The 24,077-nt window shown below is 56.7% G+C and carries 23 protein-coding genes; 8 read left to right on the forward strand and 15 right to left on the reverse strand.

All coding sequences use genetic code 11. The features are described from left to right. Nucleotides 1–372: 372 nt before the first annotated feature. Nucleotides 373–1,524, forward strand: a complete 1,152-nt coding sequence (locus G536_RS0106845) for a glycosyltransferase family 4 protein (protein ID WP_022822839.1) — start codon at nt 373–375, stop codon at nt 1,522–1,524. Between the two features lie 118 nt (nt 1,525–1,642). Beyond that, nucleotides 1,643–2,212 (forward strand): DUF3109 family protein, encoded by a 570-nt coding sequence (locus G536_RS0106850; RefSeq protein WP_022822840.1) that lies wholly within the window; start codon nt 1,643–1,645, stop codon nt 2,210–2,212. A gap of 100 nt (nt 2,213–2,312) precedes the next feature. Here G536_RS0106850 and G536_RS0106855 read toward each other — a convergent pair whose 3' ends face one another. The 5 genes from G536_RS0106855 to G536_RS0106875 all read right to left on the reverse strand — a co-directional run bounded on the left by G536_RS0106855 (nt 2,313) and on the right by G536_RS0106875 (nt 8,924). Further along, nucleotides 2,313–3,785 (reverse strand): hypothetical protein, encoded by a 1,473-nt coding sequence (locus G536_RS0106855; RefSeq protein WP_022822841.1) that lies wholly within the window; start codon nt 3,783–3,785, stop codon nt 2,313–2,315. Between the two features lie 165 nt (nt 3,786–3,950). After that, a complete protein-coding gene (locus G536_RS26650) occupies nt 3,951–5,318 on the reverse strand; it encodes a dicarboxylate/amino acid:cation symporter (protein ID WP_022822842.1) in 1,368 nt (455 codons plus the stop codon). 128 nt (nt 5,319–5,446) lie between these two features. After that, nucleotides 5,447–6,799 (reverse strand): MFS transporter, encoded by a 1,353-nt coding sequence (locus G536_RS0106865; protein ID WP_022822843.1) that lies wholly within the window; start codon nt 6,797–6,799, stop codon nt 5,447–5,449. Between the two features lie 170 nt (nt 6,800–6,969). After that, nucleotides 6,970–8,244: a sensor histidine kinase gene (locus tag G536_RS30435; protein ID WP_022822844.1), complete on the reverse strand. Its 1,275-nt coding sequence runs from the start codon at nt 8,242–8,244 to the stop codon at nt 6,970–6,972. Further along, on the reverse strand, nt 8,244–8,924 hold the full coding sequence (locus G536_RS0106875) for a response regulator transcription factor (RefSeq protein ID WP_022822845.1): 681 nt from the start codon (nt 8,922–8,924) through the stop codon (nt 8,244–8,246). Before G536_RS0106875 ends, G536_RS30435 begins: the two co-directional genes overlap by 1 nt. 128 nt (nt 8,925–9,052) lie before the next feature. Here G536_RS0106875 and G536_RS0106880 point away from each other — a divergent pair, with 128 nt between their 5' ends. Continuing rightward, entirely contained in the window at nt 9,053–9,544 is a 492-nt protein-coding gene (locus tag G536_RS0106880; protein WP_022822846.1) for a hypothetical protein, read from the forward strand. A 74-nt stretch (nt 9,545–9,618) separates the two neighbouring features. Here G536_RS0106880 and accC read toward each other — a convergent pair whose 3' ends face one another. The 10 genes from accC to G536_RS0106930 all read right to left on the reverse strand — a co-directional run bounded on the left by accC (nt 9,619) and on the right by G536_RS0106930 (nt 18,590). Further along, complete coding sequence (accC, locus tag G536_RS0106885; RefSeq protein ID WP_022822847.1) at nt 9,619–10,965, reverse strand: acetyl-CoA carboxylase biotin carboxylase subunit; 1,347 nt, start codon at nt 10,963–10,965, stop codon at nt 9,619–9,621. Nucleotides 10,966–11,085: 120 nt separating this feature from the next. Further along, entirely contained in the window at nt 11,086–11,568 is a 483-nt protein-coding gene (accB, locus tag G536_RS0106890) for an acetyl-CoA carboxylase biotin carboxyl carrier protein (RefSeq protein ID WP_026879919.1), read from the reverse strand. Nucleotides 11,569–11,593: 25 nt separating this feature from the next. Continuing rightward, nucleotides 11,594–12,157, reverse strand: a complete 564-nt coding sequence (gene efp, locus G536_RS0106895; protein WP_022822849.1) for an elongation factor P — start codon at nt 12,155–12,157, stop codon at nt 11,594–11,596. A 180-nt stretch (nt 12,158–12,337) separates the two neighbouring features. Further along, complete coding sequence (locus G536_RS0106900) at nt 12,338–13,351, reverse strand: beta-ketoacyl-ACP synthase III (protein ID WP_022822850.1); 1,014 nt, start codon at nt 13,349–13,351, stop codon at nt 12,338–12,340. A 56-nt stretch (nt 13,352–13,407) separates the two neighbouring features. Continuing rightward, nucleotides 13,408–14,349 (reverse strand): phosphate acyltransferase PlsX, encoded by a 942-nt coding sequence (gene plsX, locus G536_RS0106905; protein ID WP_022822851.1) that lies wholly within the window; start codon nt 14,347–14,349, stop codon nt 13,408–13,410. A 115-nt stretch (nt 14,350–14,464) separates the two neighbouring features. Then, a complete protein-coding gene (gene rpmF, locus G536_RS0106910; RefSeq protein ID WP_022822852.1) occupies nt 14,465–14,692 on the reverse strand; it encodes a 50S ribosomal protein L32 in 228 nt (75 codons plus the stop codon). A 57-nt stretch (nt 14,693–14,749) separates the two neighbouring features. Beyond that, nucleotides 14,750–15,283: a YceD family protein gene (locus G536_RS0106915; RefSeq protein WP_022822853.1), complete on the reverse strand. Its 534-nt coding sequence runs from the start codon at nt 15,281–15,283 to the stop codon at nt 14,750–14,752. 78 nt (nt 15,284–15,361) lie between these two features. Further along, complete coding sequence (locus G536_RS0106920) at nt 15,362–15,730, reverse strand: helix-turn-helix domain-containing protein (protein WP_022822854.1); 369 nt, start codon at nt 15,728–15,730, stop codon at nt 15,362–15,364. Between the two features lie 199 nt (nt 15,731–15,929). Then, nucleotides 15,930–16,982, reverse strand: coding sequence for a 4-hydroxythreonine-4-phosphate dehydrogenase PdxA (gene pdxA, locus G536_RS0106925; RefSeq protein ID WP_022822855.1), 1,053 nt, complete (start codon nt 16,980–16,982; stop codon nt 15,930–15,932). Nucleotides 16,983–17,126: 144 nt separating this feature from the next. Further along, on the reverse strand, nt 17,127–18,590 hold the full coding sequence (locus G536_RS0106930; RefSeq protein WP_026879920.1) for a leucyl aminopeptidase family protein: 1,464 nt from the start codon (nt 18,588–18,590) through the stop codon (nt 17,127–17,129). Nucleotides 18,591–18,789: 199 nt separating this feature from the next. On the opposite strand from G536_RS0106930, the gene rsmA reads away from it, so the two are divergent. The 5 genes from rsmA to G536_RS0106955 all read left to right on the forward strand — a co-directional run bounded on the left by rsmA (nt 18,790) and on the right by G536_RS0106955 (nt 24,072). Continuing rightward, nucleotides 18,790–19,578, forward strand: a complete 789-nt coding sequence (gene rsmA / locus G536_RS0106935) for a 16S rRNA (adenine(1518)-N(6)/adenine(1519)-N(6))-dimethyltransferase RsmA (protein WP_022822857.1) — start codon at nt 18,790–18,792, stop codon at nt 19,576–19,578. A gap of 88 nt (nt 19,579–19,666) precedes the next feature. Continuing rightward, nucleotides 19,667–20,608 carry an NAD(P)-dependent oxidoreductase gene (locus tag G536_RS0106940; RefSeq protein ID WP_026879921.1) on the forward strand — a complete coding sequence of 314 codons (942 nt, stop codon included), beginning with the start codon at nt 19,667–19,669 and terminating at the stop codon, nt 20,606–20,608. 188 nt (nt 20,609–20,796) lie between these two features. Beyond that, complete coding sequence (gene greA, locus G536_RS0106945; protein WP_022822859.1) at nt 20,797–21,270, forward strand: transcription elongation factor GreA; 474 nt, start codon at nt 20,797–20,799, stop codon at nt 21,268–21,270. Nucleotides 21,271–21,447: 177 nt separating this feature from the next. Next, the gene (locus G536_RS32955) at nt 21,448–22,329 is read left to right on the forward strand and encodes a nuclease A inhibitor family protein (RefSeq protein WP_022822860.1); all 882 of its coding nucleotides are present in this window, start codon (nt 21,448–21,450) and stop codon (nt 22,327–22,329) included. A 99-nt stretch (nt 22,330–22,428) separates the two neighbouring features. Continuing rightward, nucleotides 22,429–24,072 (forward strand): M28 family peptidase, encoded by a 1,644-nt coding sequence (locus G536_RS0106955; RefSeq protein ID WP_026879922.1) that lies wholly within the window; start codon nt 22,429–22,431, stop codon nt 24,070–24,072. Nucleotides 24,073–24,077 lie beyond the last annotated feature (5 nt).

The raw sequence follows: 24,077 nt of genomic DNA on the forward strand, positions 1-24,077 counted from the left end.
TAATCCCCGCAGTTGAACACCTCCTATACGCCTTCACCTTGGTGCAACAACGTTCTAATTGGAGCTGTTGCCGCGCTGGCTTATTATGGTTTGGGATTCGGAATCTGCTTTGGTCTGGTGCAATTCATGCCCGTAGCCGATATGTGTAATCCAGGTGTACCTCTGGGAGTTGGAGCTTTACTAGTAGTTATAGGGGCTGTGCAAGTATTAGTGGCACTGATTGTTCTACTGACGCGTAATCACAACCGATTTATTGTAGGGTACTTTGTTGGCCATATTCTAGTATTGGGTGGGATATGGCTGGAATTAGCTTCATCTATAAAGTAGTAGCACACACAGCAATGCAGAAACAACACGCTGTATCTTCGCCGCGTGAATCCTGCCACCACCACCGAAGCTAAGTTTCCGTTGTCCTTGCTGTGCTTGTCGGCTAGTTGGGGCGGCTTGGAGCTGAACACCGTGCGCTTCGCCGATTGGATGCACCGCCGCGGCTGGCCAGTGCAGGTGGTCACGCTGCCCGATTCGCCCATTGCCGCGCGGGCTACGGCCCTGGGGCTGCCGGTCGTTCTGCTTACTAACCGTTGGAAAGCGCTGGACGTTCCCGCGGCCGGCCGGCTTGCCAGTGCCTTGCGCGCTTTCAACACGCAGGCCCTCATCGTCACCCGCAACGGCGACCTGGGGCTAGCTGTACTTTGCAAGAAACTGCGGCTGCCGGCTCTGAAACTGGTGTACCAGCAGCACATGCAGCTCGGACTGGCCAAGCGCGGCCTAGTACACACGTTGCGTTATCAGGCGCTGGATGCGTGGCTCTCGCCGCTGCCGGGACTGGGGCGGCAAGTGCTCGAAAAAACCCGTTTAGCGCCCCACAAGCTGCACGTTGTACCGTTGGGCATCGAGCTGGAAAAGTTTGCCGACCCTGCATTAACCCGCGCCGTAGCGCGCCAGCAGCTTAACCTGCACTTGCCGGCTGGTGCCGTGCTGCTAGGGCTTATTGGCCGATTTGATGATGGCAAAGGCCAAGATTTTCTAGTGGAGGAGCTGGTCATATTGCGCAGGAAGTACCCAAACCTAAACTTATTGCTAGTTGGCGAATCGACGCGCAACGAGGGCAATGCCTACCGCGAGACGGTGCTGCGCCGCGTGCAGGAACTGGGGCTGAGCGAGGTGGTGCACATCCGAGAGTTCACGCCGCAACCCGAAATAGCCTACCGCGCCCTCGATATTTCCGTAACGGGTTCCACCAACGAAACCTACGGCATGGTTACCATTGAGGCCATGGCGGCGGGCTTGCCGGTAGTAGCCACCGCCACCGGTGGCACCTTGGAAATAGTAAACGACGGACGCACCGGCTTGCTGTTTCCGCTGCACGACGCAACTGCTTTCGAGGCGGCCATTGGGCGCTTGTTGCGGGAACCGGAGCTGATGCAGCAGTTAGGCCAGCAGGCGCAGGCCGAGGCGTTGGCCACGTACTCGCATCATCGGCAGTGTGAACTGACGGAACGTGTGCTGTTTGGGCTACGGTAATTGGGTATCTTTGTGGCTACCCTTTTCGCAGTGGAACGCTACACCTAGCGCAACGAGTTGTAAAGAACTGCCACCGCTACTTCATTGAAATCCTGGCCGCTCTTTGTCGGCAATACCTATGATTATCATTCAAGACACCGTCATTTCCGACGATATCAAAGACAACTTCTTTGTCTGCAATTTGGAGGCCTGCAAGGGCGCCTGCTGCGTGGAGGGCGACCTGGGCGCGCCGCTGGAAGAAGCAGAACTGAAAATCCTGGAAGCGGAGTACCAAAACATCAAGCCGTTCCTCACCGAAATTGGCCAGCAGGCCATCGAGCAGCAGGGCCTCTACATCAAGGACTGGGAAGGCGACTACAGCACCACCACCATCAACGACCGGGAGTGTGCCTACGCCTTGTATGATGAGCGCGGCATTTTGAAGTGCGGCATCGAGCAGGCCTACTTGGCGGGTGCTACCAGCTTCAAAAAGCCCATCAGCTGCCACCTGTACCCCATTCGTATCACCAAGTATGAAGGCTTCGAGGCGCTGAACTACGACCGGTGGGGCATTTGCAACCCGGCCTGCGCCCACGGCGCCAACCTAGGCGTGCGGATATACCAGTTCCTGAAAGACCCGCTTATCCGCAAGTACGGCGAAGGCTGGTACGGCGAGCTGGTACAGGAAATCGAGAATCCGTCGAGCTAATACACAAAGAAGCCCAGCGCGCAGAACAAATCTGCTGGCCGCTGGGCTTCGGGGATGGGGAACTAGGTCGGGCTGCCACTACTGGCGGCCCGATTTTGCTTTACAGAATCACTTGCAGCTGCATCGTGACTTCGGGGCGGTAGTTGACGTTGTTCACGTCGTTGAAATCGGGGCGGGCGCGGTAGTTGAGCGTCACTTTGGCTTGGTGACCGTCGAGCAGCACATTCACCCCGCCGTCCATAATGTGCACGTCCTGAATGCCGCCAACTTCGCGGCGCAGCCCCTCGTAGCGGCCATGGATGTATGACACATAAGGCTGCAAGCGCACCTTGGGGCCTAGCAACCGGCGGGGGAGTAAAAAGCCGGTCTGAATGGTTTGGGCCGTGCCCGTGCCTACCACCGGTACTGAGTTGCCGCGTAGCGCCGCCGAGCCGGAGCCGGGGTTGAGGGTGCCGCCGTAGCGCACGTAGTTCGGGCCCATGTTGTACTTGTAAAGCGCCGTGTACACCGTAAAGGCGGTTTGGTTGCGGGCAGAGGTATCCACGGGCGTATCGAAAAATAAGTCGGCTGACAAGACGCTCAAATCGTGCTTGGCGTACGGAACGTCCCAGGCGCCAGCCGTGGTGGTGGGTAGGGGCGAAGGGGCGGCTTGCGAACGGGAGTACATGCCGTCGGCGTAGTACAGGAAGCCGGTGCCGAGGTTGAATACTCGGCGCGCACCTAGGTAGTTGCCCACCGCAAACGGCACGAGGTTCAGCTCTTTATCCAGGAACTCCCAATCGAAGTAGCCTTGCAGTATTTTGCCGCGGCTGCGCGGGTTGAACTGGGCCACGTTGGTAGCCAGCGTAGCCGGCGAGCTGGTCACGTTGTTGCGAAACGCATCGTTCACCGACAAGCGGTAGTCGAAGTTGCCGACCCGGCCTCTGGTATAGACGCCCAAGCCCCGGCCGGTCTGGTCGATGGCATCAATGACTGGCGACTGGGTACCGGGCACGTCCAGCGTTATCAGCGAGAAAGCCGCAAAGCTGGTTTGGCGCGAGATGCCGTTGTAGTAGTGCAAGCCACCACCGGCACTCATATACTTGTTCACTTTGTACTCCACCAGCGCATCGTGGAGGTAGAACTGGGGCTTTTTGCCGGGGCCGGTAGGCTCGCCGGGCGCACCACCCGAGATAGTGCTTTGTCCGTTGATGCCCAGTTGGGTAATCACCAGAAAGCGCGGATTCAGCTGCGAAACCAGCAGCACCCGGGAGCGGCGCAAGCCAAAATCAACCTGGTCGGGGGTGGCTTCCTCGGTGGCCGACACGGTGCCGGTATTGTTCTCGTTGTAGCGCACCCACAACTGGTGGGCCGTCATGATGCGCACGTACTTCGACCCGTCGGGCGAAATATTGATTTTCATGCCCCCCGCGTACGGAGTGGATTTGGTGGGCGCGGGATTGGTCTGGGGTAAGCTGATCGGGGCCGGATCGGGGGCGCGGCCGGTGGTGGGCGGTGCTACCACTTGGGCCTGAGCGGTGGCAACGGCCAAAGCCGTGCCTGCCGTCAGCAAACAGCGTAACAGATTAGTCATCAGGAAGGGAGCGAGGAAGTGGGAGTTTGGTAGAGAGCAAGGCTGCGCCTGCATTCCCAGCTGAGCTGGGAAGAAACAGAAGATATGCAGCAAGGAAAAGGCAGTGGTGGTAGGTCCGCCGAAAGCGTGGCCGACTGGGTTGCCAGCCACGCTTTCCGTTAGAATCTAGCTCTTTACGGCTACCATGGGTACTTCCTGGCGCGACTGCTCGGGCACTTCCACGCGGGGCAGCATCGAGACGGGTTCGGGCGCCAGTTCCTCGGGTACCGATTTGCCAGCCAAGGCCAACTGGTGGCGGTTTTCGTCGAATTCGCCCTCGCTCTTGGCTACTACTAAGGTGGCTACACCGTTGCCGATGACGTTGGTAATGGCCCGTGCTTCACTCATGAACCGGTCAACACCCAATAGCAACGCCACGCTTTCCACCGGAATAACGTTGGTGGCAGCCAGCGTAGAAGCCAGCACGATAAAGCCCGACCCCGTAACGCCAGCGGCGCCTTTGCTGGTCACAATCAGGATGGCAATGAGGCTGAGCTGCTGGGTGAGGGAAAGCGGGATGTTGAAGGCCTGCGCCAGGAAAATAACCGCAATGGACAGGTAGATGCTCGTGCCATCGAGGTTAAAGGAGTAGCCCGTCGGAATCACGAGGCCCGCTACCGAGCGGGAGCAGCCGTAGCGCTCCATCTTGTCGATCATGCGCGGCAAAGCCGATTCCGACGAGGACGTGCCCAGCACCAGCAGAATTTCTTCCTTGATAAAGCGCAAATACGGACCCAACCGCAGCTTGTAGTAGCGCAAAATCAGGTTCAGGACCACGAAAACGAACAAGAACATGGTGGCATACACCACCAGCATGAGTTTGCCCAACGGCAGCAGCGTGGCAATGCCGTACTTCCCAATCGTGAAAGCCATGCCCCCAAACGCGCCCAACGGCGCCAGTTTCATCACCATTGCCAGCACCCCAAACATAGCGTGCGACAACCGGTCAAACGTCTTCACCAATGGCTGGGCCGTTTCACCCATGCGGTTGAGCGCCAGCCCGAACAGCACCGAAAACAGCAGCACTTGCAGGATGTCGCCTTTGGCAAACGCGCCTACCACGTTGTCGGGCACTATATGGGTGAAGAACTCCACCCAGTTCATTTCGCCGGCCTGCGACGTGAACTTGGCTGCTTCTTCGGCCTTCTTGGAGTCTTGCATAACGGCCTGAGCCGTTTCCTGCACTCCGGCGCCGGGCTGGGTCAGATTGGCCACAATAATGCCAATTGCCAGCGCCAGCGTGGTCACCACTTCAAAGTACAACAGGGCTTTGCCGCCCACCCGGCCCACTTTTTTCATGCTGCCCATGCCGGCAATACCCAGCACCACGGTCAGGAAGATGATGGGCGTAATCAGCATTTTGATGAGGCTGATAAACGTATCGGCAATGGGCTTGAGCGACGCCCCGAAAGCGGGAAACAGCGCACCAACCGCCACGCCCAGGGCAATGGCCGTCAGAACCTGCACTGTCAGGTTGGAAAACATTCTTTTCATGGGAGGGAGGGAAGAAGTGGTGGGAGATTTCCGGCGGAAGCGTCGGACAGCAAAGGCAAGCAGCGGCCCGCTAACTTCCGCAGAAACGGCGTGCTAGTAGAACCAAACGGGAAAAGCAGCCGCAATGGCTAGGGAATATGGTCCGCATCGAGGCGGGAAGTGTTTTTGGTTTCCGGCATGCGCAGAAAAACCAGAAACGAAATGGCAATGCACCCAGCTATGTACCAGTAGAAGTACGATTCGTGGCCGTGGCCCTTGAACCAGAGGGCAATGTACTCAGCCGTGCCCCCGAATACGGCCACCGTAAGGGCGTGCGGCAGCCCGATGCCCAGCGCCCGGATTTCCACCGGAAACAGCTCGGCCTTCACTACGGCATTAATGGCGCTGTAACCACTCACGATGGTAAGGGCCACCATAAGCAGCGGCAGCGCCACCCACGGGTTGGTGGTGTCACTCAGGGCCGTGAGCAGCGGCACGGTACCCACGGCGCCCAGCAGCCCGAAGGCCAGCAGTAGCGGCCGGCGGCCAATTTTGTCGGACCAACTCCCGAACAGGGGTTGCAGGGCGGCAAAGAAAATCAGCGACAAAAAGCAAACGTTGGTGGCCGTGGCTTTGGCCATATGCGCGGTGTTCACTAAGAACTTCAGCATGTAGGCCGTGAACGTGTAAAAGGCCAGCGTGCCACCCATGGTAAGGCCGACCACCGTTAGTACTGCCCGGGGGTGTTGCCGCAGCACCCGTAAGCTGCCGCGCTGTTCTTCGGGCGTTTCCCGCTGGGCTGCAAATGCGGTAGTTTCATCTAGGTTCTGGCGCAGATACAGGGCCACAATCGAGAAAACCGCACCTAGCACAAACGGAATGCGCCAGCCCCAGGCCAGTAGTTGCGCCTCAGTGAGCAGCACGTTTTGGAGCACCAGCTGAATCCCGAGGGCCAGTAGCTGCGCACTAATCAAAGTGAAGTACAGCACGCTGGAGTAGAAGCCACGCCGGCCGCGGGTGGCCATTTCGCTGAAGTACGTGGCCGATACGCCGTACTCGCCGCCTACGCTCAGGCCTTGCAGCAGCCGGGCCGTGAGCAGCATTACCGGGGCCACAATGCCCACGGTCTGGTAAGTAGGAGTGAGCGAAATCAGCAACGAGCCCAACGACATCAGCAGCACCGACAGAGTCATGGACTGCTTGCGGCCCACCTTGTCGGCAATGCGCCCGAACATCCAGCCACCAATGGGGCGCATCAGAAAGCCAAGGGCGAAGATGCCCGCCGTTTGCAGTAGCTGGGCGGTGGTATCGTCGGAGGGAAAGAACGAGGCCGAGAAATACAGGGAAAACGCCGAGAAGACGTACCAATCGTACCACTCCACCAAGTTGCCCACCGACCCGCTGAAGATGGCTTTGAGCCGCCGCCGGGAAATCTTTTCCACGCCGCCGGCCTGCTCCGTTGCGGAGTAGGAAGTAGGCGCTATGGAAACGATTGGGGCCATGAGCAGAAGGGAACGGGTAAATCTGGTGGCTAATACAAGTGAGTAGTTACTTACTATGCTGTGCTCTACAAATGAATAACCTGATTTTGAAGAAATTTCAAAGGAAAATTAACGTAGGCATGAAGTTTTGCCTTTAGCCACGAATTATTTGGCTACGTCCGGCTTTGGTGCTACACAACCGGCGCGGCAAATACCACCCGGATGGTATGCCACCCCTCGGCGTAAGCATACTCCACCTGATGCCCGTATAGCTCGCCAATCCGCTTTACAATGGCCAGCCCAATCCCAATGGAGTCTAGTGCGGCATTGCCTTTCTTGAAGCGCCCGAACAGCTCACTCACCGGCACCGATGGCGCATTACCGGTATTGCGCAGCACAAATTCGGTGGGGGAGAGTAGCGCGTGAATCTCACCGCCCGACAAGTTGTGCCGAATGGCGTTGCTAAACAGGTTGTTGAGGAGCAGTTGAGCTAGGGCGGCATCCAGCGGCACGCGCACCTCGGGCGCCAGTTGCAAAGTGGTGCGCAAGCCCTTCATTTCTGCCAGATCGGCAAAGGCTGCTTCGGTGGCCGCCACCAACTCGCTCATATCGGTGAGCGTAGCCGGCTGCGACTCGAAGTTCTCCAGCTTGGCTAGCAACGTCAAGGACTGGTTGATTTTGGCTAGCCGCTCCAGCTCGTCGTGCATGGCTGTGAGCATGAGCAACTGCTTTTCCGACAGGTCGGAATCCATGAGCAACTCAATCTTGGCCTTGATACTGGCAATGGGCGTTTGCAGTTCGTGCGAGGCGTTTTCCGAAAATTCCTTCAGGCCCTGATAGTCACTCTGGGCGCGGGTGGTCATGGTCACCAGAAAGTCGCTGAGCACGTTGAATTCGGCGGTACGGCTGGGCTCAAGAACCAGTGTGGTCGGCTGGCCGAGCTGGAACCGTTGAATCCCACGCAAAATGGCGTTGAACGGCTTGAGAATCCGCCAGGAAATCACCTCGCTCAGAATAACCACCAAGGCCAGCAAAAACACGAACGTCCAGGCAAAGACCAGCACCAAACCCGTCAGATACACGTCACTGGGCTCAATTACTACGGCTTTGCTGGTAATCCAGAAACGCTGCCCGCGCACCAACGGATAAGTGGTCAGGCGCACCACGCTCACCGTGGATTGCAGGCTAGCGTCCCACTCGTCGCGCACCTGCACCAGCTGTGCGTGCCGGGTGGTATCGGTTGGCGCCGCCCGGCGCACGACTACGTGGGTGCGGGCCGGATGCCGGGAATAGTCGCGGCCACTGCTCAGCTGCGCCGTTACTACATCATTCAGGTGTTTGAGTTTGCCAATTGTAGCCTGCGTGACGCTCCTGGACAAGGCCGCGTACACAATAGCAAAGCCAATGGACAGCACGCAGAAGCTGATAACCGCGTAGGCGATGGTGTAGCGGTAGTTGAGCTTCACTAGTCGCCGGCGTTTAGCTTATAGCCCAGGCCGTACACGGTGCTGATGTAGTCCTTGCCGCCGGCATCGGTAATTTTCTTGCGCAGGTTTTTTACGTGCTGATACACAAAATCCACGCTGTCGAGGTTGTCGGTGTAGTCGCCCCAGAGGTGAGCCGCAATGGCTTGGCGCGTGAGCATGCGGCCCTTGTTGTTGATGAAATAGAGCAACAAGTTGGTTTCCTTGCGGGTGAGGGTCAGCAGCTTGCCTTTCACCCGGCACTCCATTGATTCCATATCGGCCGTGAGGTCCTGGAACGTTAGCACGTTGTTTTTGTGCGGACTGCGGCGCCGCATAATGGCCTTAATACGGGCATGTAGTTCAGGCAACGGAAACGGCTTGGTGATGTAGTCGTCGGCGCCCTCGCTGAGGCCGGTGAGCTTGAAATCTAGCGCGTTTTGGGCCGAAATGATAATGACGCTGCTTTCCACCCCGTCTTTGCGCAACAGTTTCAGCAGGTTAATGCCGTTGCCGTCGGGCAGCATAATGTCCAGCAGTACCACGTCGTACGTGAACAAAATTAGCTTTTCCCGCGCCTCATCAAATGTGGCCGCCACCTCGCAGATGTAGTGTTCTTGCGTGAGGTAACTAGCAATGCTCTTGGCCAACTCCGGATGGTCTTCAACTAACAGGATTTTCATGGCAACCAGATGAGCCGGAACGAGGCGGGTGAGAAGTACTCTACCAAGGTGTAAAGGCGGGTATAGTCGAGTGGAGTTAGTATATAGTCTTGTATTCTTAAAAATGAATTCAACTCTGATTGAAAGATATGGAAACAGTTTATGTAGACGGGATAGTGACTGACGAAGAAATAAAGGAAATAATTGTTAGCCTCTTCCCCAATCTATCTCCATTTCGATGGAATTTATTCGATGGAGAAGAAGAGCCGAAAGGATTTGATTCAAGTAATTTGAAGCATGTGTTTTTTGCTACATCAGTTGCCAAAGATTCAATTGAATTCAACCTGAAAATCTGGTTTTTCATGAATCAATCTGCTCATACTGATGAGCGGGAGAAACTTATTGCAAAAACTCTATCAGCAAAATATCACTTGCGTACGCTGGTGCCATTCACGCACCCAGAACAACCCTTAGACCCTTATTATGATATAGTCTTTATTGATGGTATTAGCTTCTTAGGAGACGACTCTCAATTTGAATTTGATAGCGAAGATGGGAACAAAGGAGTCGTGAAAATTCTACGCCCTTACGAACTGCCAGTTCTACACTTTGATGGAGTAGGCAATCTGCGATACATGTAATATACATGAGTATAAAAGCGAAACGCCCCGCTTGAATTGTGCGAGGCGTTTTGCTTTTATACTCATGTATATTCCTACAGCTCCGAAAAGTCGAACGACGTTTCCAGAAACTTGGTGGTGAAGTCGCCTTCCTGGAAGCTCTTATTATCCATAAGAGCCAAGTGGAACGGAATGGTAGTTTTCACACCTTCTACTACAAACTCGCTGAGGGCGCGCTTCATCTTCACGATGCACTCCTGCCGGGTTTGCGCCACGGTAATGAGCTTGGCAATCATCGAATCGTAGTTCGAAGGGATGGTGTAGCCCGCGTACACGTGCGTATCTACCCGCACGCCGTGGCCGCCGGGGATGTGCAGCGTAGTGATTTTGCCGGGAGAAGGACGGAAGTCCTTGGTGGGGTCCTCGGCGTTGATGCGGCACTCCATGGCGTGCATCTTGGGGTAATAGTTGTCGCCGGAAATCGGGATGCCTGCGGCTACCTTGATCTGCTCCTTAATGAGGTCGTAGTTCACGATTTCCTCGGTCACGGGGTGCTCCACCTGAATACGGGTGTTCATCTCCATGAAGTAGAAGTCGCGGTTTTTGTCCACTAGAAACTCGATGGTACCCACGCCTTCATAGCCAATGGCTGAAGCACCCGCTACGGCCGCCGCGCCCATCCGCTCACGTAGTTTTTCCGTCATGAACGGCGAAGGGGCCTCTTCCACTAGCTTCTGGTGCCGGCGCTGAATCGAGCAGTCGCGCTCCGAAAGGTGGCACACCCGGCCGAACTGGTCGCCGCACACTTGGATTTCGATGTGGCGGGGCTCCTCCACAAACTTCTCCAAGTACACGCCATCGTTACCGAAAGCGGCTTTGGCTTCGGTACGGGCATCGTTCCAGGCCTTCTCGAAGTCATCTTCAGTGGGGATGATGCGCATGCCGCGGCCACCACCACCAGCCGTAGCTTTCAGGATAACCGGGTACTTGATTTTAGCGGCCACTTTCTTGCCCTGTTCCACCGAATCAAGCAAGCCAACCGAACCCGGAATGCAGGGTACGCCGGCTTTAATCATAGTGGCTTTGGCCGAAGCCTTGTCGCCCATCTGGTTGATCATCTCGGGCGAAGCCCCGATGAACTTGATGCCGTTTTCCTGGCACACCCGCGAAAATTCCGCGTTTTCGCTCAGGAAACCGTAGCCCGGATGAATGGCGTCGGCATTGGTTATTTCAGCCGCGGCAATCAGCGTGGGAATGCTGAGGTAGGATTGCGACGATGGGGGCGGCCCGATGCACACAGCTTCGTCGGCGAAGCGCACATGCAGGCTTTCCTTGTCGGCAGTCGAATAAACGGCCACCGTTTTGATGCCCATTTCCTTGCAGGTCCGGATGATGCGCAGTGCAATTTCTCCCCGGTTGGCAATCAGTATTTTCTTGAACATGTGGGTCTTGGGGGCTTAAGAACTTGGGGTCTTGGAAAAAAGAGAAGGGTCTTGCGGACTCAGGGTTGGCTTCAGCGAAACCAAGACCCTAAGACCCCAAGACCCCAAGACCCCAATTAATTACATGGGCTCAATCAGGAACAGCGGCTGGTCGTACTCCACTGGCGAGGCATTCTCCACCATGGCTTTCACCACCCGGCCCGATTGCTCCGCTTCGATTTCGTTGAAGAGCTTCATGGCCTCAATGATGCAAATCACCTGGCCTTTTTCCACCAAATCACCTACCTGCACGAACGCAGGCGTTTCGGGGCTGCTGCTGCGGTAGAACGTGCCAATCATCGGCGACTTCAAGGGTACATAATTGTCGGCTGCGGGTGCGGCAGGCGCGGCGGCGGCAACTGGTGCTGCTGGCGTAGCAACCGGGGCCGGTGCAGCCGCTGGGGCTGGGGCCGCTGGCGCAGCCTGCGACGACATGCTCACCACCGGCTTGTAGCTGGGCTCGCGCTGCACGGAGATTTTAAACTCCTCCGTTTCGATGTTGACTTTGTTGAGGCCCGACTTCGCAATGAAGTCGATTAGTTCCTGAAGTTCCTTGGCTTTCATGGCGGCAGTGGGCTTGCTGGGGTGCTTACTTGACTCTTTCGACATAGGAGTAGTCGCTGGTCTTGACGCGAATTTTGGTGTCAGTGTCGATGAACAGCGGTACCTGAATCCGGGCTCCGGTTTCAACGATGGCCGGCTTGAGGGTGTTGGTAGCCGTATCGCCTTTCAAGCCGGGTTCGGTGTACGTCACCATCAGTTCCACGGTGGTGGGCAGTTCAGCGGTGAGTGGCTGCTCAGTCTCGGCATGGAACAGGATGGTGGCTTCCTGGCCTTCTTTCATCAGGTCGGCGAAGGGCACCATGGCTTCGGGTAGTACCACTTGCTCGAAGGTAGCATTATCCATGAAGGTGTAGCCGTAGTCGTCCTTGAACAGGTACTGGTGGGGGCGCTGCTCCACGCGGGCGGTTTCCACTTTCACCCCGGCGTTGAAGGTGTTGTCGAGGACTTTGCCGGTTTTGATGTTGCGAAGCTTGGTCCGAACGAAAGCAGGACCTTTGCCCGGCTTCACGTGTTGAAACTCGGTGATGACGTGCAACTCGCCGTTGTAGTTCAGCACGAGGCCGTTGCGGAAATCTGCGGTGGTAGCCATGTAAAGTGAGAGGGGGAATTAGGAACTGTGAGCTGATTACTAAGCAGATAGATGCCGCATAGAACGCCCCAATTCTTCAGAATAAACGTTGATTCAAACGGAAGTGCCGTCCCGTGAAAGTGGCGGGGCGGCACGTTGGGAGTGCAAGTATAGAAGTTTTCCGCATCCGCACCGTCAGGTTTAAACGGTATCCGGGTCTGGTTTCGGGTCGTAGGCCCATTTCAGATAGATGGAACCCCAGGTAAACCCACCCCCGAAAGCGGCCAAAACCAGGTTGTCGCCTTTGTGCAGCTGCGACTCGTAATCGGAGAGGCAGAGCGGAATGGTAGCGTTGGTGGTATTACCGTAGCGCTGAATGTTGAGCATTACCTTTTCCGGCCCTACGCCCATGCGGTGCGCGGTAGCATCAATGATACGCTTGTTGGCTTGGTGCGGCACTAGCCAGGCTACATCATCGTTGGTGAGGTGGTTGCGTTCCATTACCTGCGCAGCCACGTTGGCCATATTGGTTACGGCAAACTTGAATACGGTAGCGCCTTCCTGGTACACATAATGCTCCCGGTTAGCTACTGTTTCAGCGGAAGGGGGACGGCGGCTGCCACCAGCTTTCTGGTACAGATACTGCTCGCCAGTCCCATCAGACCGCAATACTTGGTCGAGGAGGCCGTAGCCATCGGTGCTGGGTTCCAGTAGTACCGCACCGGCACCGTCACCGAAAATGATGCAGTTGGCGCGGTCGGTGTAGTCCACAATAGCCGACATTTTATCGGCTCCTACTACCACTATTTTCTTGTAAGTGCCGCTCTGGATGTACTGAGCACCCGTGGCCAGCGCAAACAAGAACCCCGAGCACGCAGCTTGCATATCGAAGCTGAAAGCCTGCGTAGCGCCCACCGCCGCCGAAATAATGTTGGCCGTGGCCGGAAATACTAAATCGGGTGTGGTGGTCGAGCAAATCAGCAGGTCAATGTCTTCGGCCCGCGTGCCGGTTTTGGCTAGCAACTGCTTCACTGCCTGCACCCCCATTACCGAAGTGCCCTGGTTTTCGCCCTTCAGAATGCGGCGTTCCTTGATGCCCGTGCGTGTCGTAATCCACTCGTCGGTGGTATCCACCAGTTGTTCGAGTTCCTGATTGGTGAGCACGTAGTCGGGCACATAGGAGCCCACTCCGGTAATAGCGGCGGTAATTTTCATTGAAGAAAAACGGAAAACGCGGCAAGAAAAAATCCGGCCGGGGCCGGACTTAGTCGCTAAGACTTGAAGGTATTTTTTATCTGGTCGGAAATACCAGATTGGGCCATTTGGTAGCCTTGCAGCAGCATATTGCTGATGGCAAGCGGCGTACTTACTCCATGCCCGATGATGGCGTTGTCGTTGATGCCCAATATGGGAGAGCCACCAACAGCTTCATAATTAAATTTGTCGAAGAAGGGGTCTTTCAGATGCTTTTCCGTCATGATATCATACACGGACTCCGCCATCTTCAGCATTACGTTGCCAGTGTAGCCGTCACACACAATCACATCGGCTTTTTCATTGAACAGGTCACGACCCTCAATGTTACCGATGAAATTAACGTGCGGGTTCACCTTGAGCAGCTGATAAACGGCTTGGGTAAGGGTCGTGCCTTTGCCTTCCTCTTCGCCCAGGTTCATCAAGCCTACCTTAGGGTTGCTGATGCCCAATACATATTGAGCGTACAAAGAACCCAGTTCACCGAATTGCTCCAGCATTTCGGGCTTGCATTCGGCATTGGCGCCCACATCCAGCAGAATACCCATGCCACCGTGCAGCTTGGGTACAAAGTTGGCAATGGCAGGCCGTAGCACACCGGGTACCGGCTTCACGCTGAACATAGCACCCACGAGCATAGCGCCCGTGTTGCCAGCCGAGCAGAACGCCTCAACCTCGCCGGCGTGGAGCATGCGGTAGCCTACCGCAATGCTGGAATCCTGCTTTTGCTGATACGCTTTGGCCGGATGCTCACCCATCTCAATAATTTGAGTGGCAGGTACCAACTCCAGCATAGCAGCCGCTTCACCATGCTGCTCCAAAAGGGGCCGGACGGCGGATTCCTGACCAATAAGCACGATTTGCGCCTTGCCGGCCAATTCTTGCGCGGCCAGTACCGCACCATCGACGGCGGCCTGGGGCGCAAAATCGCCCCCCATAGCGTCCAGGGCTATCTTCATGTACGAGGTATCAAGGAGGAGTCTGGGAGAGAGGAACCTTGCTTCTGCTTCCGGCTGCTATACGAGTATGAAAGCAGCCGGAAGAGAAGTAAGGTAGAAAAAAGCAGCTATGCTACTATTCTTCGTCGGTATCGGCGGCAGCCGCCGGCGCTGCTACGGGTGCATAGCCTTTGATGGCTACTTTACCGTGCAGATACAGGTCGCCATCTACTACATATGCCTTATGACGCAGGTGTAACTCGCCGGTGTTCTGGCAAAGCGTAACCGCTTTTGGAGTCAATTTGTCGTGGGTGCGACGCTTGTCGCGGCGGGTCGAGGATTGGCGTCTCTTAGGATGTGCCATGAGTCAGGAAATGTTGAAAGTAAAGTATGAAGGTTGAGTGAAAAGCGACTCAGGCGCTTAGTTTAAATTGCGTAGAGCGTTCCAACGCGGGTCGGTGCCTTCGTCATCATCGTCATTGTCGCCGGGCTGGCGCGTAGTGAAGATGAGCTTGGTTTCCGACTTCGGATTTTCGTCGGGCTCGTTCTGAAAGCGCGGATGCAGCTTCTTCATCGGCAAAGCCAGTCCGATGTAGTCGAACATGTGCTGGGCCAAGGGTAGGGTTTGGGTATCGGGTGTGATTTGCAGCACGTTGTCGTCCAGTTCAACTTCCCGGTCGCCGTAGCGCACCAGCAACTGCTCCTGCACGTTGATATCCTGGTCGTATTCATCGAGGCTACGGTCGCAGATGAGGCGCACAGTACCGTTGATGTCGAAGTTCAGCGTAAGCAGACGGTCGGTTTTTATCAGCTCAACGTCGGCGTGCAGTTTGCCGTCAGGAATGAGCTGTTGATCGAACTGCTCGAAAAACGCACGGTCCAGCTCGTACGCAAAATGATGCGTTTTGTCGGCTAGTTTGGCAATTGCCAGGTCGTATTCAACGTTCTTCTTCACAACTTAATTTATAGCAGGGGGCAAAAGTAGCAAGATTTCGCCGCTTTATGAAAGTCAGGTCTGAGGTAGGCGGCTGGGTCAGGCGTTTTTGAGAATGAACTCTGGCGGAATTCCTAATCGCTCGTACAGGCGTTTAGCTAAGTCGAGCGTTACGCGGCGCTTACCGCTAAGAATCTGGGAAAGGCGCCCAGCCGGCACTTCTAGTAGCTGTGCCAAGTCCTTCTGCTTGAGTCGCATCTGCTGCCGCTTCAGCTCAATCATATCCGCTAAAGAGGTGGGCAGATTGGGAATAGGCAGCAAGCCTAGCTTATCCTCATACGTATCGAGCGCTACAATCAGCTCCCGAAACTCGGCTTCCAATGCAGCATTTCCCTCGAAGCCGGCGGCAGCCAGTGCGTCCATGCGGCGCAAAGCAGTGCGGTAGTCGGCGGGAGTTTGAAGCAGCATATTAGCAAAAAAGACAGGCCGGTTGTGGCTTAGCGGTTGCAAAGCTAGTAGCATAGTTTTAAAATCACAAACAAAATTTCGTTTTTGGAAAGATTGTTTCGATTTAGGCTGTACTTCTAAGTGAGCCTTTTAACCGCAAAAAGGCCATTGCACTCGGTGCAATGGCCTTTGATTGGGAATTCCAGTAACCGTTGAAAACCTACTCGTGGCGGCCTCCACGCGGCGCGACGCCCGGAATTAGGGGCTTGATGGCGGCTTCGGCGGCGCGCTGCCGTACCAACTCACAGGCCAAATAGAGGGCTTCGCGGAACGAGGTTTCGTCGGCTTTATACTGGCCGGCAATACCGTAGGCCGTGCCGTGGTCGGGGGAGGTCCGAATGATGGAGAGGCCCGCCGTGAAGTTGACGCCCCGTTCAAAGGCGATGCTTTTAAACGGAATCAGGCCTTGGTCGTGGTAGAGGGAGAGGGTGGCATCGAACTGGCGGTACTGGCGGGTGCCGAAGTAACCGTCGGCGGGGTAAGGGCCGAATACCAAGTGGCCTTCCTGGAGCAACTGCTGGATAACCGGGGTTACTACGTCTTGCTCCTCAGTGCCCAGTAGCCCGTTTTCCCCGGCGTGCGGGTTCATGCCCAGCACGGCTACTCGCGGCTTCTCGATACCGAAATCTTGCTTCAACGACTTCAGCAAGATGCGCAGCTTATTGAGGAGTAGCTCCTTAGTTACGCGGCTGGACACGTCTTTCAACGGAATGTGGCCGGTGGCGGTGGCTACTCGCAACTCTTCGCTGGTGAGTAACATCAGGCTCTCGGAGGCTCCAAAGAAGCTGGTCAGGAACTCGGTGTGGCCGGGGTAGCGGAAGTCGTCGGCCTGGGTGTTTTCCTTGCTGATAGGCGCCGTAACCAAGGCGTCGAGCAAGCCGGCTTTCAGGTCGCGGGAGGCAGCAAGCAGGCTTTGGCGGGCGGCGGTGCCGCTGGCGGTGCTGGGCTGGCCGGGTGTGAGCACAAAGTCGTCTTCCCAGCAGGTAACGGCATTGTGCTTGCCGGGGGCAATGTCGGCAGCTTCGCGCACCTGTCGAAACGTGAGCGGCTCGGCACCCTGCGCTACCGGGAAATCGTCGAAGAGGACGGTGGCGGTGCCGTAGACCACGGGCGTGCAGAACTTTAGTAGCCGCGCGTCAAGGAAGGTTTTATAGATGATTTCCGGCCCGATGCCGGCCAAGTCGCCGACGGATATGCCAATGCGTGGAAGCATGTGTTGATGTGCTGATTATTGATGGGTTGATGTGCTGCTACAAGACCGTCATGCTGAGCGAAGGCGAAGCATCTCGCTAGCGTGGTAAACCAACGAGCTGAGCGTAATGCTTCGTTGCCTTCGCATGAAAGTCCAGTATAAGCCTTAGGCCTTACCCTTCAGAAACTCATACGTGAGGCGCACGGCGGTGCCGGTGCCGCCTTTGCCGCGGTAGGAATCGGGGGCGGTGAGGAAGGCGGGACCGGCAATATCGAAGTGCACCCAAGGGTAGCCTTCGGTAAACCGCTCCAGGAACTTGCCCGCTGAAATAGCACCGGCTTCGCCCTTACCGATGTTGTTGATGTCGGCAATATCGGATTTGATGTGGTCGGCGTACTCGTCCCAGAGCGGGAACTCCACCAGCCGCTCGTGGGTGCGGTTGCCGGCTTGTTTGAGGGCCAGCATCTGCTCGTCGTTGGCAGTTCCCATACACACAATACCTTCTTTGCCTACGGCGCGGGCGGCGGCACCTGTCAGCGTAGCGAAATCAAGCACCAACTCGGGGTTGTATTTCTTGGCGAAGGCTAGCGCGTCGGCGAGTAGCAAACGGCCTTCGGCATCGGTATTCATCACCTCCACAGTCAGGCCGCTGTACATGGTTATTACGTCGCCAGGTACGAAGGCTACACCGCCGGGGCGATTGTCGGTGGCGGGCACCAGGCCAATAACGTGCAGGGGCACCCGGTTTTTGGCCAGCGCATAGAGTACGCCAGTAACGGCCGCGCCACCTGCCATGTCGCATTTCATCATGTCCATGCTATTGGGGGTGGGCTTCAGGCTGAGGCCGCCGGTATCGAACACCACGCCCTTGCCCACCAGCACGTAGGGCTTGGCGTTGGTAGCGCCCTCGGGCTTGTACTCCATGATGGTGAACGTGGGCGGCTCAGGGCTGCCTTGGTTGACGGCGAGTAGGCCACCCATCCGGAGTGCCTCAATACGTACTAAGTCCAGAATTTCGGTGTGGAAGCCCACTTCTTCACCCGCTTCGGCCATCTGCTCGGCAAACTGCATGGCATTGAGCTTGTTAAGTGGCGCATTCACGAGGTTGCGGGCCAGGAAAACACCTTCCAGCACCCCCGCCAGTTCCTGCACCTGCTCGGTAGTAATACCGGCGCTAACCAGCACTAGTTTTTCCAGTACGGGCGCCTTTTTAGCTTTCTCGTCGGTCTTGTATCCTGCAAATTGATACGCCGTCATGGCCAAGCCTTCGGCCAGTGGCAGTGCGCCTGAGGCGGTGTCGGTTAAGTCGTTGATGTAGAGCGTCTGCACCTTGTCAGATTTAAGGTGAGCGTGTAGCTGGAAGCCACTTTTGCGCAAAGATTCAGCGGCGAGGTGGGTGGTGGTTTTGCCTTCCACCGCGGGGGCTACCACGTAGTAATGGCGGTGCGAATACTGGTTGATGCGAATCAGCTTGGCGTCGGCGGCGAGTTGCTCAGCCACGTAGGTACGGGCGGCTTCGGGCAAGTCGGCGGCGGCGGTTACGGGTAGTTCGGTGGTGCCGGCCGGCAGAATGAATACGGTGTCGGCAATGGCCGGAAAGTCGGTGGCGTAGGCGAGAGCGAGAGACATAGCAGGCAATAGAAAGGCAGTGAAATGCAGAGTGGAGCCCGTAGCTGTTGGTTTCGGCAGCACGGGCGTACCTTTGGGCGTGAAGGTAATTGAAGTTTCCAGTTGCTGGTTTCTCACATCTGGATGAATTGCCAGCTGCGCTTACTTAGCCTTCACCTGATTGGCGCTCTGCCGCACTATTCACCCGTTGAAATCTCCGATGGATTCCGTTAAAGCCAAGAAACACCTGGGTCAGCACTTTCTGGCCGACTCCAATATTGCCCGCAAAATAGTGGAGGCGCTTCGGCTACCCGATGGCGTAACGGAAGTACTGGAAATTGGCCCCGGCATGGGCGTGCTGACCGGTACTCTGCTGGAAAACCCCAATTACCGCACCTCGGTGGTGGAAATCGACCGGGATTCGGTGGCGTATCTGCAAAAGCATTTCTCCGATTTAACGGACCGGATTTACAGCCAGGATTTCTTGAAGATGGATTTGGGGGCGTTATACAACAATCAGCCCATCAGCATCATCGGCAACTTCCCTTACAACATCAGCAGCCAGATCTACTTTCAGGTGCTGGCCCACCGCGGCCAGGTGCGCGAGGTGGTGGGCATGATTCAGAAGGAAGTGGCCGACCGGCTGGCCGAGGGGCCGGGCTCGAAAACCTACGGCATCCTGAGCGTACTGCTGCAAGCGTACTACACTATTGAATATCTGTTCACGGTGCCGCCGCACGTATTCAACCCGCCGCCTAAGGTACAGTCGGCCGTAATCCGGCTCACGCGCAACACCACCGAGCGACTGGACTGCGACGAGAAGCTGTTTTTCAAGGTGGTGAAGCAGGCGTTTTCCACGCGCCGCAAGACGTTGCGCAACGCCCTCAAACCGTTCGGTATGCCCCCGGAAGCCACCACCGACCCGGTTTTTGATAAGCGGGCCGAGCAGTTAGGCGTAGCCGAGTTTGTGAAGCTGACCCAGCACGTTCAGGAGCACAAAGTCTCTTAAAATAAAAAAGGAGTCGAAACGTATTTGAGTCTCAAGCCAAAACAAAGTGGCCGGCTTAGTGCTCAACTTTTCAATTTTCAGCTATAAAATGTCCCTCTGCCTCGTCATCGACGAAATGCATCCCAGCCTGCCCGAGTACATGGAGCCGCTTGGGGTGACGCTGCACTACCGCCCTGAGCTAACGGCCGCCGAGGTACCGGCCGCCCTAGCCGCGCACCCATACGACGGCCTGATGGTGCGCTCGAAGCTGCGTGTAACCACCGAACTGCTAACTCAGGCCCCCGAGCTGCGCTACGTAGCGCGGGCCGGCGCCGGCGTCGATAATATAGATGAGGCGGCCATGGCAGCGGCGGGCGTGACGTTGCTGAACGCGCCCGAAGGCAACCGCGACGCGGTGGGGGAGTACGCCGTGGGGTTGCTGCTGGCCTTGTTCCGCAATACCGTGCGCGCCAACCAGGAGGTACGGGCGGGGCAATGGCGGCGCGAAGCTAACCGAGGCGAAGAAATCGGGGGCAAAACCATCGGGCTGCTGGGCTACGGGCACATGGGCCGGGCATTTGCGCGCCGCCTGTCGGCGTTTGGCTGCACGGTACTGGCCCACGACCATGATCCAGCAGTGCCCGCCGATGAGTACGCCACGCTGGTGAGTTTGGCGGAGTTGCAAGAGCGGGCCGATGTGCTCAGCCTGCACATTCCGTATTCCGCCGCTAATCATCATTTCGTGAATGAGGCGCTACTGCAAAACTTCTGTAACCCAATCTGGCTGCTGAATACGGCCCGCGGCGAAGTCCTCGACCACGCGGCGCTGGTGCAAGGCCTGCAAAGCAGCCAAGTGCGCGGCGCGGCGCTGGACGTGCTGGAAAACGAGAAACTCGCTACGCTCACCCCCGAGCAGCAAGCCCGGTTCGACTTCCTGAGCACTGCGCCGCAAGTGTTGTTGGCGCCGCATATTGGGGGCTGGACGTTCCAGTCGTATCGGCGCATCAACAAAGTACTGGCCGGGAAAATTAAAGAATTTCTGGGAGCCTGATTCCTTGGGCCGGGTTGGCGGTTGACTGGCTGATAGTTACTGGCATCTAGCGGCGGCTGGTGGCAAGCAAGTGGCCGCCGAATGAATCTTCATTCCAGAAACTATGTATATTTGCCTAAACCAGGTTTGGGAGAACGGTCGGCGCCGCTGACCGTTCTCCTTGTTTTTTAGCTTACCACCAACCTACCATGTCCACCATCAATTACTATACCGCCGAAGGCCTGCAAAAGCTCAAGGACGAGCTGCAAGACCTCAAGATCCGCGGCCGGGCCAAAGCCGCCGAAGACTTGCGCGAAGCGCGTGATAAAGGGGACCTGAGCGAAAATGCTGAATACGACGCGGCCAAGGACGCGCAGGGTCTTCTAGAACTGAAAATCTCGAAGCTAGAAGAAGTGGTAGGCAATGCCCGCCTGCTCGACGAGTCCAACCTGGATCTAACCAAGGTGCTCATTATGAGCAAGGTGAAACTCAAGAATTTGAAGAACAACATGGTGCTCGACTACACGCTGGTAGCCGAGGAAGAAGCTGACTTAGCCGCCGGTAAAATCTCTGTGAAGTCGCCCATCGGGAAAGGCCTGCTAGGCAAATCGGCCGGTGATAAGGCCGAAATAACCGTGCCGGCCGGCAAGCTGCAATTCGAGATTCTGGAAATCAGCCGCTGATTGCAAGCTGTTAGCTGATAACTACTAGCTGTTAGCTTTCCATAAGTAAATAAGGCCACTGTCCTATACAGTGGCCTTTTCTTTGTTCTTTAGGGCGTCTTTCCCGTATCAAATGATAGGTCTAAGCATTAGCTCAAAGCTAACAGCTAGTGGCCATCAGCTAACAGCTTGAAAACTATGGCTTCCATTTTCTCCCGTATTGTGTCCGGCGAACTACCGGCCTACAAGGTTGCTGAAGACGACCAGCACCTGGCGTTTCTTGACATTACGCCCCTCGTGGAAGGCCACACGCTGGTAATTCCCAAGCGCGAAGTGGACTACATTTTCGACATGCCGGCCGAAGAGCTGGCGGCGCTGCATTTGTTTGCTCAACGCGTGGCCAAGGGTGTGGCGGCGGCGGTACCATGCCGGCGCATTGGCGTGGCGGTTATCGGGCTGGAAGTGCCGCACGCGCACATCCACCTGATTCCGATGAACAAAGTGGCCGATATGAACTTCGCCAACCCCAAAATAAAGGTAGCCGAAGACCGGATGAAAGAATTAGCCGCCGCCATTGCCGCTAAAGTGCCGGGTGCTACCAACGGTAATCCATCAGCCCCTGCCCCCCTGGACTCGAAAGGCAGCCGCGAAACCACTGAAGCCAACGAGCCCGCTACTACCGCCGCCGCCGATGGAAGTGTCGCGCAGCTGCAACAACTCACGAAGGGTCTGGTGTTTATGAGTGAATCGGAGGCGCCGCTAGAGCCAGTGAGCTACGCGGCCCCAGCCGGTGAGCTGACGGATGCCGCCGCGCTGAAGCTGCTCGGTGAGCCCACCGATGCCAAGGTGGAAACCCAGGAGCTGACTCTATTCCTGCGCAACCACACCGCCGACAACGGCGTGCTCGGCGACCCAGCGCAGGCCAACCGGTTCAAAGCCTTGCAGATGTTTATGAAGCAGGACTTACAGGACACCAAAGTGTACCGCATCGGAACCGGCCCCCAGGTGAAAGTGTATGCGCTGGGCAAGACTGAGGATGGCAAGCTGGCTGGCTTCAAAACCGTACTTACCGAAACCTAAGAGAAAATTAAAAGTTAAGGAAAACCTGCCCCTGCACTGTTTCGCGCCACTAGCTGCGCAAAACAGTGCAGGGGCAGGTTTTGACATCATACTTACAAAATGAGATATAACTTGCCCTTTGGCCTGCTGAGCGCCCTGTTAGTAGCGCAAAACAGCTTTGCCCAACCCACCGCGCCCCCGAAACCGCTCCGTAAACCACTCAGCAAAGTCAACGCGGCTGATTACCGGGCACACGTGCAATACCTGGCCGATGATAAGCTGCGGGGACGTCTGCCAGGCACGGCGGGCTACCAGTTGGCGGTAGACTACGTGATAAGCCAGTACCAGAAATATGGCGTGCAACCGGCTGGCGAAAACGGTACCTACCTGCAAACGGTGCGCCTGCGCCGGGCCTTCACCGAGCCAGGAGCTACGTTGCAACTCCAACTCGCACAAGGGCCAACCCAGCAACTTACCTATGGGCAAGACTTCACATTCTACCCCAATCCGGCGGAAACCAACACCACAGTAACTGCCCCGTTGGTATTTGCCGGGTTTGGCATCAGTGCACCCGAGCTGGGGTATGATGACTATGCGGGCCTTGATGCTACGGGCAAAATTGTAGTGGTGACGCGGGAGGAGCCCAAGCAGTTTCCCGATGCCGTCCGCCTATACAATACCGATCTGCTGACGGTATTGCAAACTGCCGCCCGACACGGGGCTGTGGGCGTGCTGCTGGCGGCAGTGAAGCCTAATGCAAAGCCCCCGGAACCAGTGAAAGGCTTGGTAAGTGTGCTGAACCCCGAGGGAAAAGTAGAGGTGTCGCGCACGTATGGCGGGGCGCAACTGCGGGTCGTAGGCTCGGTGAATGCCGCCACGTTGCAGCAACTGTTCCGCGGAGCCGCCACTGATACCGCTCGTGCTCTAGCGGCACTCCGGGCCGGCCAGCCTACCTCGGTGGCCTTGCTACCGCGCCTGACTGCCACCCAGCGCAGCCGCTACCAGGATGTGGAGAGTTACAATGTGGTAGGCAAAATACCCGGCTCCGACCCGAAACTGCGCGACGAGTATGTGGTCCACACCGCCCACCTCGACCACTTGGGCGTGGGTGCGCCCGTCGAGGGCGACTCGATATACAACGGAGCCCACGACAACGCCACCGGCGTGGCCAGCCTACTGGAGATTGCGGGCGTGTACAGTCGCCTCAAGGAAAAGCCGCGCCGCTCGGTGCTGCTGACTATGGTAACGGGTGAGGAAATGGGGCTGATGGGCTCGGCCTATTTTGCCCGCAACCCCACCGTGCCAAAAGGCCAGCTAGTAGCCAATATCAATACCGACATGCCTACTATTATTGCGCCGCTGCTGTCGGTGGTGGCACTGGGGGCCGAAAACTCGTCGTTGGCAACGCCCGTGGCTGAAGCTACCCGCATGATGGGTTTAAGCGTGGAAGCGGACCCCGAACCGGCTCAAAACCGCTTTATCCGCTCCGACCAGTATAGCTTTGTCACGCAGGGCATTCCGGCCTTGCACATCAAATACGGCAACAAAACTGCCGACGCCCGCAACAACCTCAGTGAGCAGGTGCAGCAGTGGCGCGCCCGCTATTACCATAAGCCTCAAGACGGCATGAATGGCATTTTCGATTTTGAAGCTGGCCGCCACTACGCTCAGCTCAACTTCCTGATTGGCTACTTGGTAGCCAACAATCCGCCCCGCCCCACTTGGAACCCCGGCAATTTCTTTGGGGAGCGGTTCGCGAAATAGCCAGC

This window comes from Hymenobacter norwichensis DSM 15439, from assembly GCF_000420705.1.
Lineage (GTDB): Bacteria > Bacteroidota > Bacteroidia > Cytophagales > Hymenobacteraceae > Hymenobacter > Hymenobacter norwichensis.

Coding starts and splice junctions, on each gene's coding strand:
- plsX (WP_022822851.1), bottom strand. CDS start 14,349: ATGAAGATAGCCCTGGACGCTATGGGGGGCGATTTTGCGCCCCAGGCC.
- pdxA (WP_022822855.1), bottom strand. CDS start 16,982: ATGCTTCCACGCATTGGCATATCCGTCGGCGACTTGGCCGGCATCGGG.
- efp (WP_022822849.1), bottom strand. CDS start 12,157: ATGGCTACCACCGCAGATTTCCGCAACGGCCTCGTGCTGAACTACAAC.
- G536_RS0106850 (WP_022822840.1), top strand. CDS start 1,643: ATGATTATCATTCAAGACACCGTCATTTCCGACGATATCAAAGACAAC.
- greA (WP_022822859.1), top strand. CDS start 20,797: ATGTCCACCATCAATTACTATACCGCCGAAGGCCTGCAAAAGCTCAAG.
- accB (WP_026879919.1), bottom strand. CDS start 11,568: ATGAAAGCCAAGGAACTTCAGGAACTAATCGACTTCATTGCGAAGTCG.
- G536_RS0106920 (WP_022822854.1), bottom strand. CDS start 15,730: ATGCTGCTTCAAACTCCCGCCGACTACCGCACTGCTTTGCGCCGCATG.
- G536_RS0106855 (WP_022822841.1), bottom strand. CDS start 3,785: ATGACTAATCTGTTACGCTGTTTGCTGACGGCAGGCACGGCTTTGGCC.
- G536_RS0106865 (WP_022822843.1), bottom strand. CDS start 6,799: ATGGCCCCAATCGTTTCCATAGCGCCTACTTCCTACTCCGCAACGGAG.
- G536_RS32955 (WP_022822860.1), top strand. CDS start 21,448: ATGGCTTCCATTTTCTCCCGTATTGTGTCCGGCGAACTACCGGCCTAC.
- G536_RS0106900 (WP_022822850.1), bottom strand. CDS start 13,351: ATGAAAATTACCGCCGCTATTACCGGAGTGGGCTCCTATGTGCCCGAC.
- G536_RS0106875 (WP_022822845.1), bottom strand. CDS start 8,924: ATGAAAATCCTGTTAGTTGAAGACCATCCGGAGTTGGCCAAGAGCATT.
- G536_RS0106955 (WP_026879922.1), top strand. CDS start 22,429: ATGAGATATAACTTGCCCTTTGGCCTGCTGAGCGCCCTGTTAGTAGCG.
- G536_RS0106930 (WP_026879920.1), bottom strand. CDS start 18,590: ATGTCTCTCGCTCTCGCCTACGCCACCGACTTTCCGGCCATTGCCGAC.
- accC (WP_022822847.1), bottom strand. CDS start 10,965: ATGTTCAAGAAAATACTGATTGCCAACCGGGGAGAAATTGCACTGCGC.
- rsmA (WP_022822857.1), top strand. CDS start 18,790: ATGGATTCCGTTAAAGCCAAGAAACACCTGGGTCAGCACTTTCTGGCC.
- G536_RS0106880 (WP_022822846.1), top strand. CDS start 9,053: ATGGAAACAGTTTATGTAGACGGGATAGTGACTGACGAAGAAATAAAG.
- rpmF (WP_022822852.1), bottom strand. CDS start 14,692: ATGGCACATCCTAAGAGACGCCAATCCTCGACCCGCCGCGACAAGCGT.
- G536_RS26650 (WP_022822842.1), bottom strand. CDS start 5,318: ATGAAAAGAATGTTTTCCAACCTGACAGTGCAGGTTCTGACGGCCATT.
- G536_RS0106940 (WP_026879921.1), top strand. CDS start 19,667: ATGTCCCTCTGCCTCGTCATCGACGAAATGCATCCCAGCCTGCCCGAG.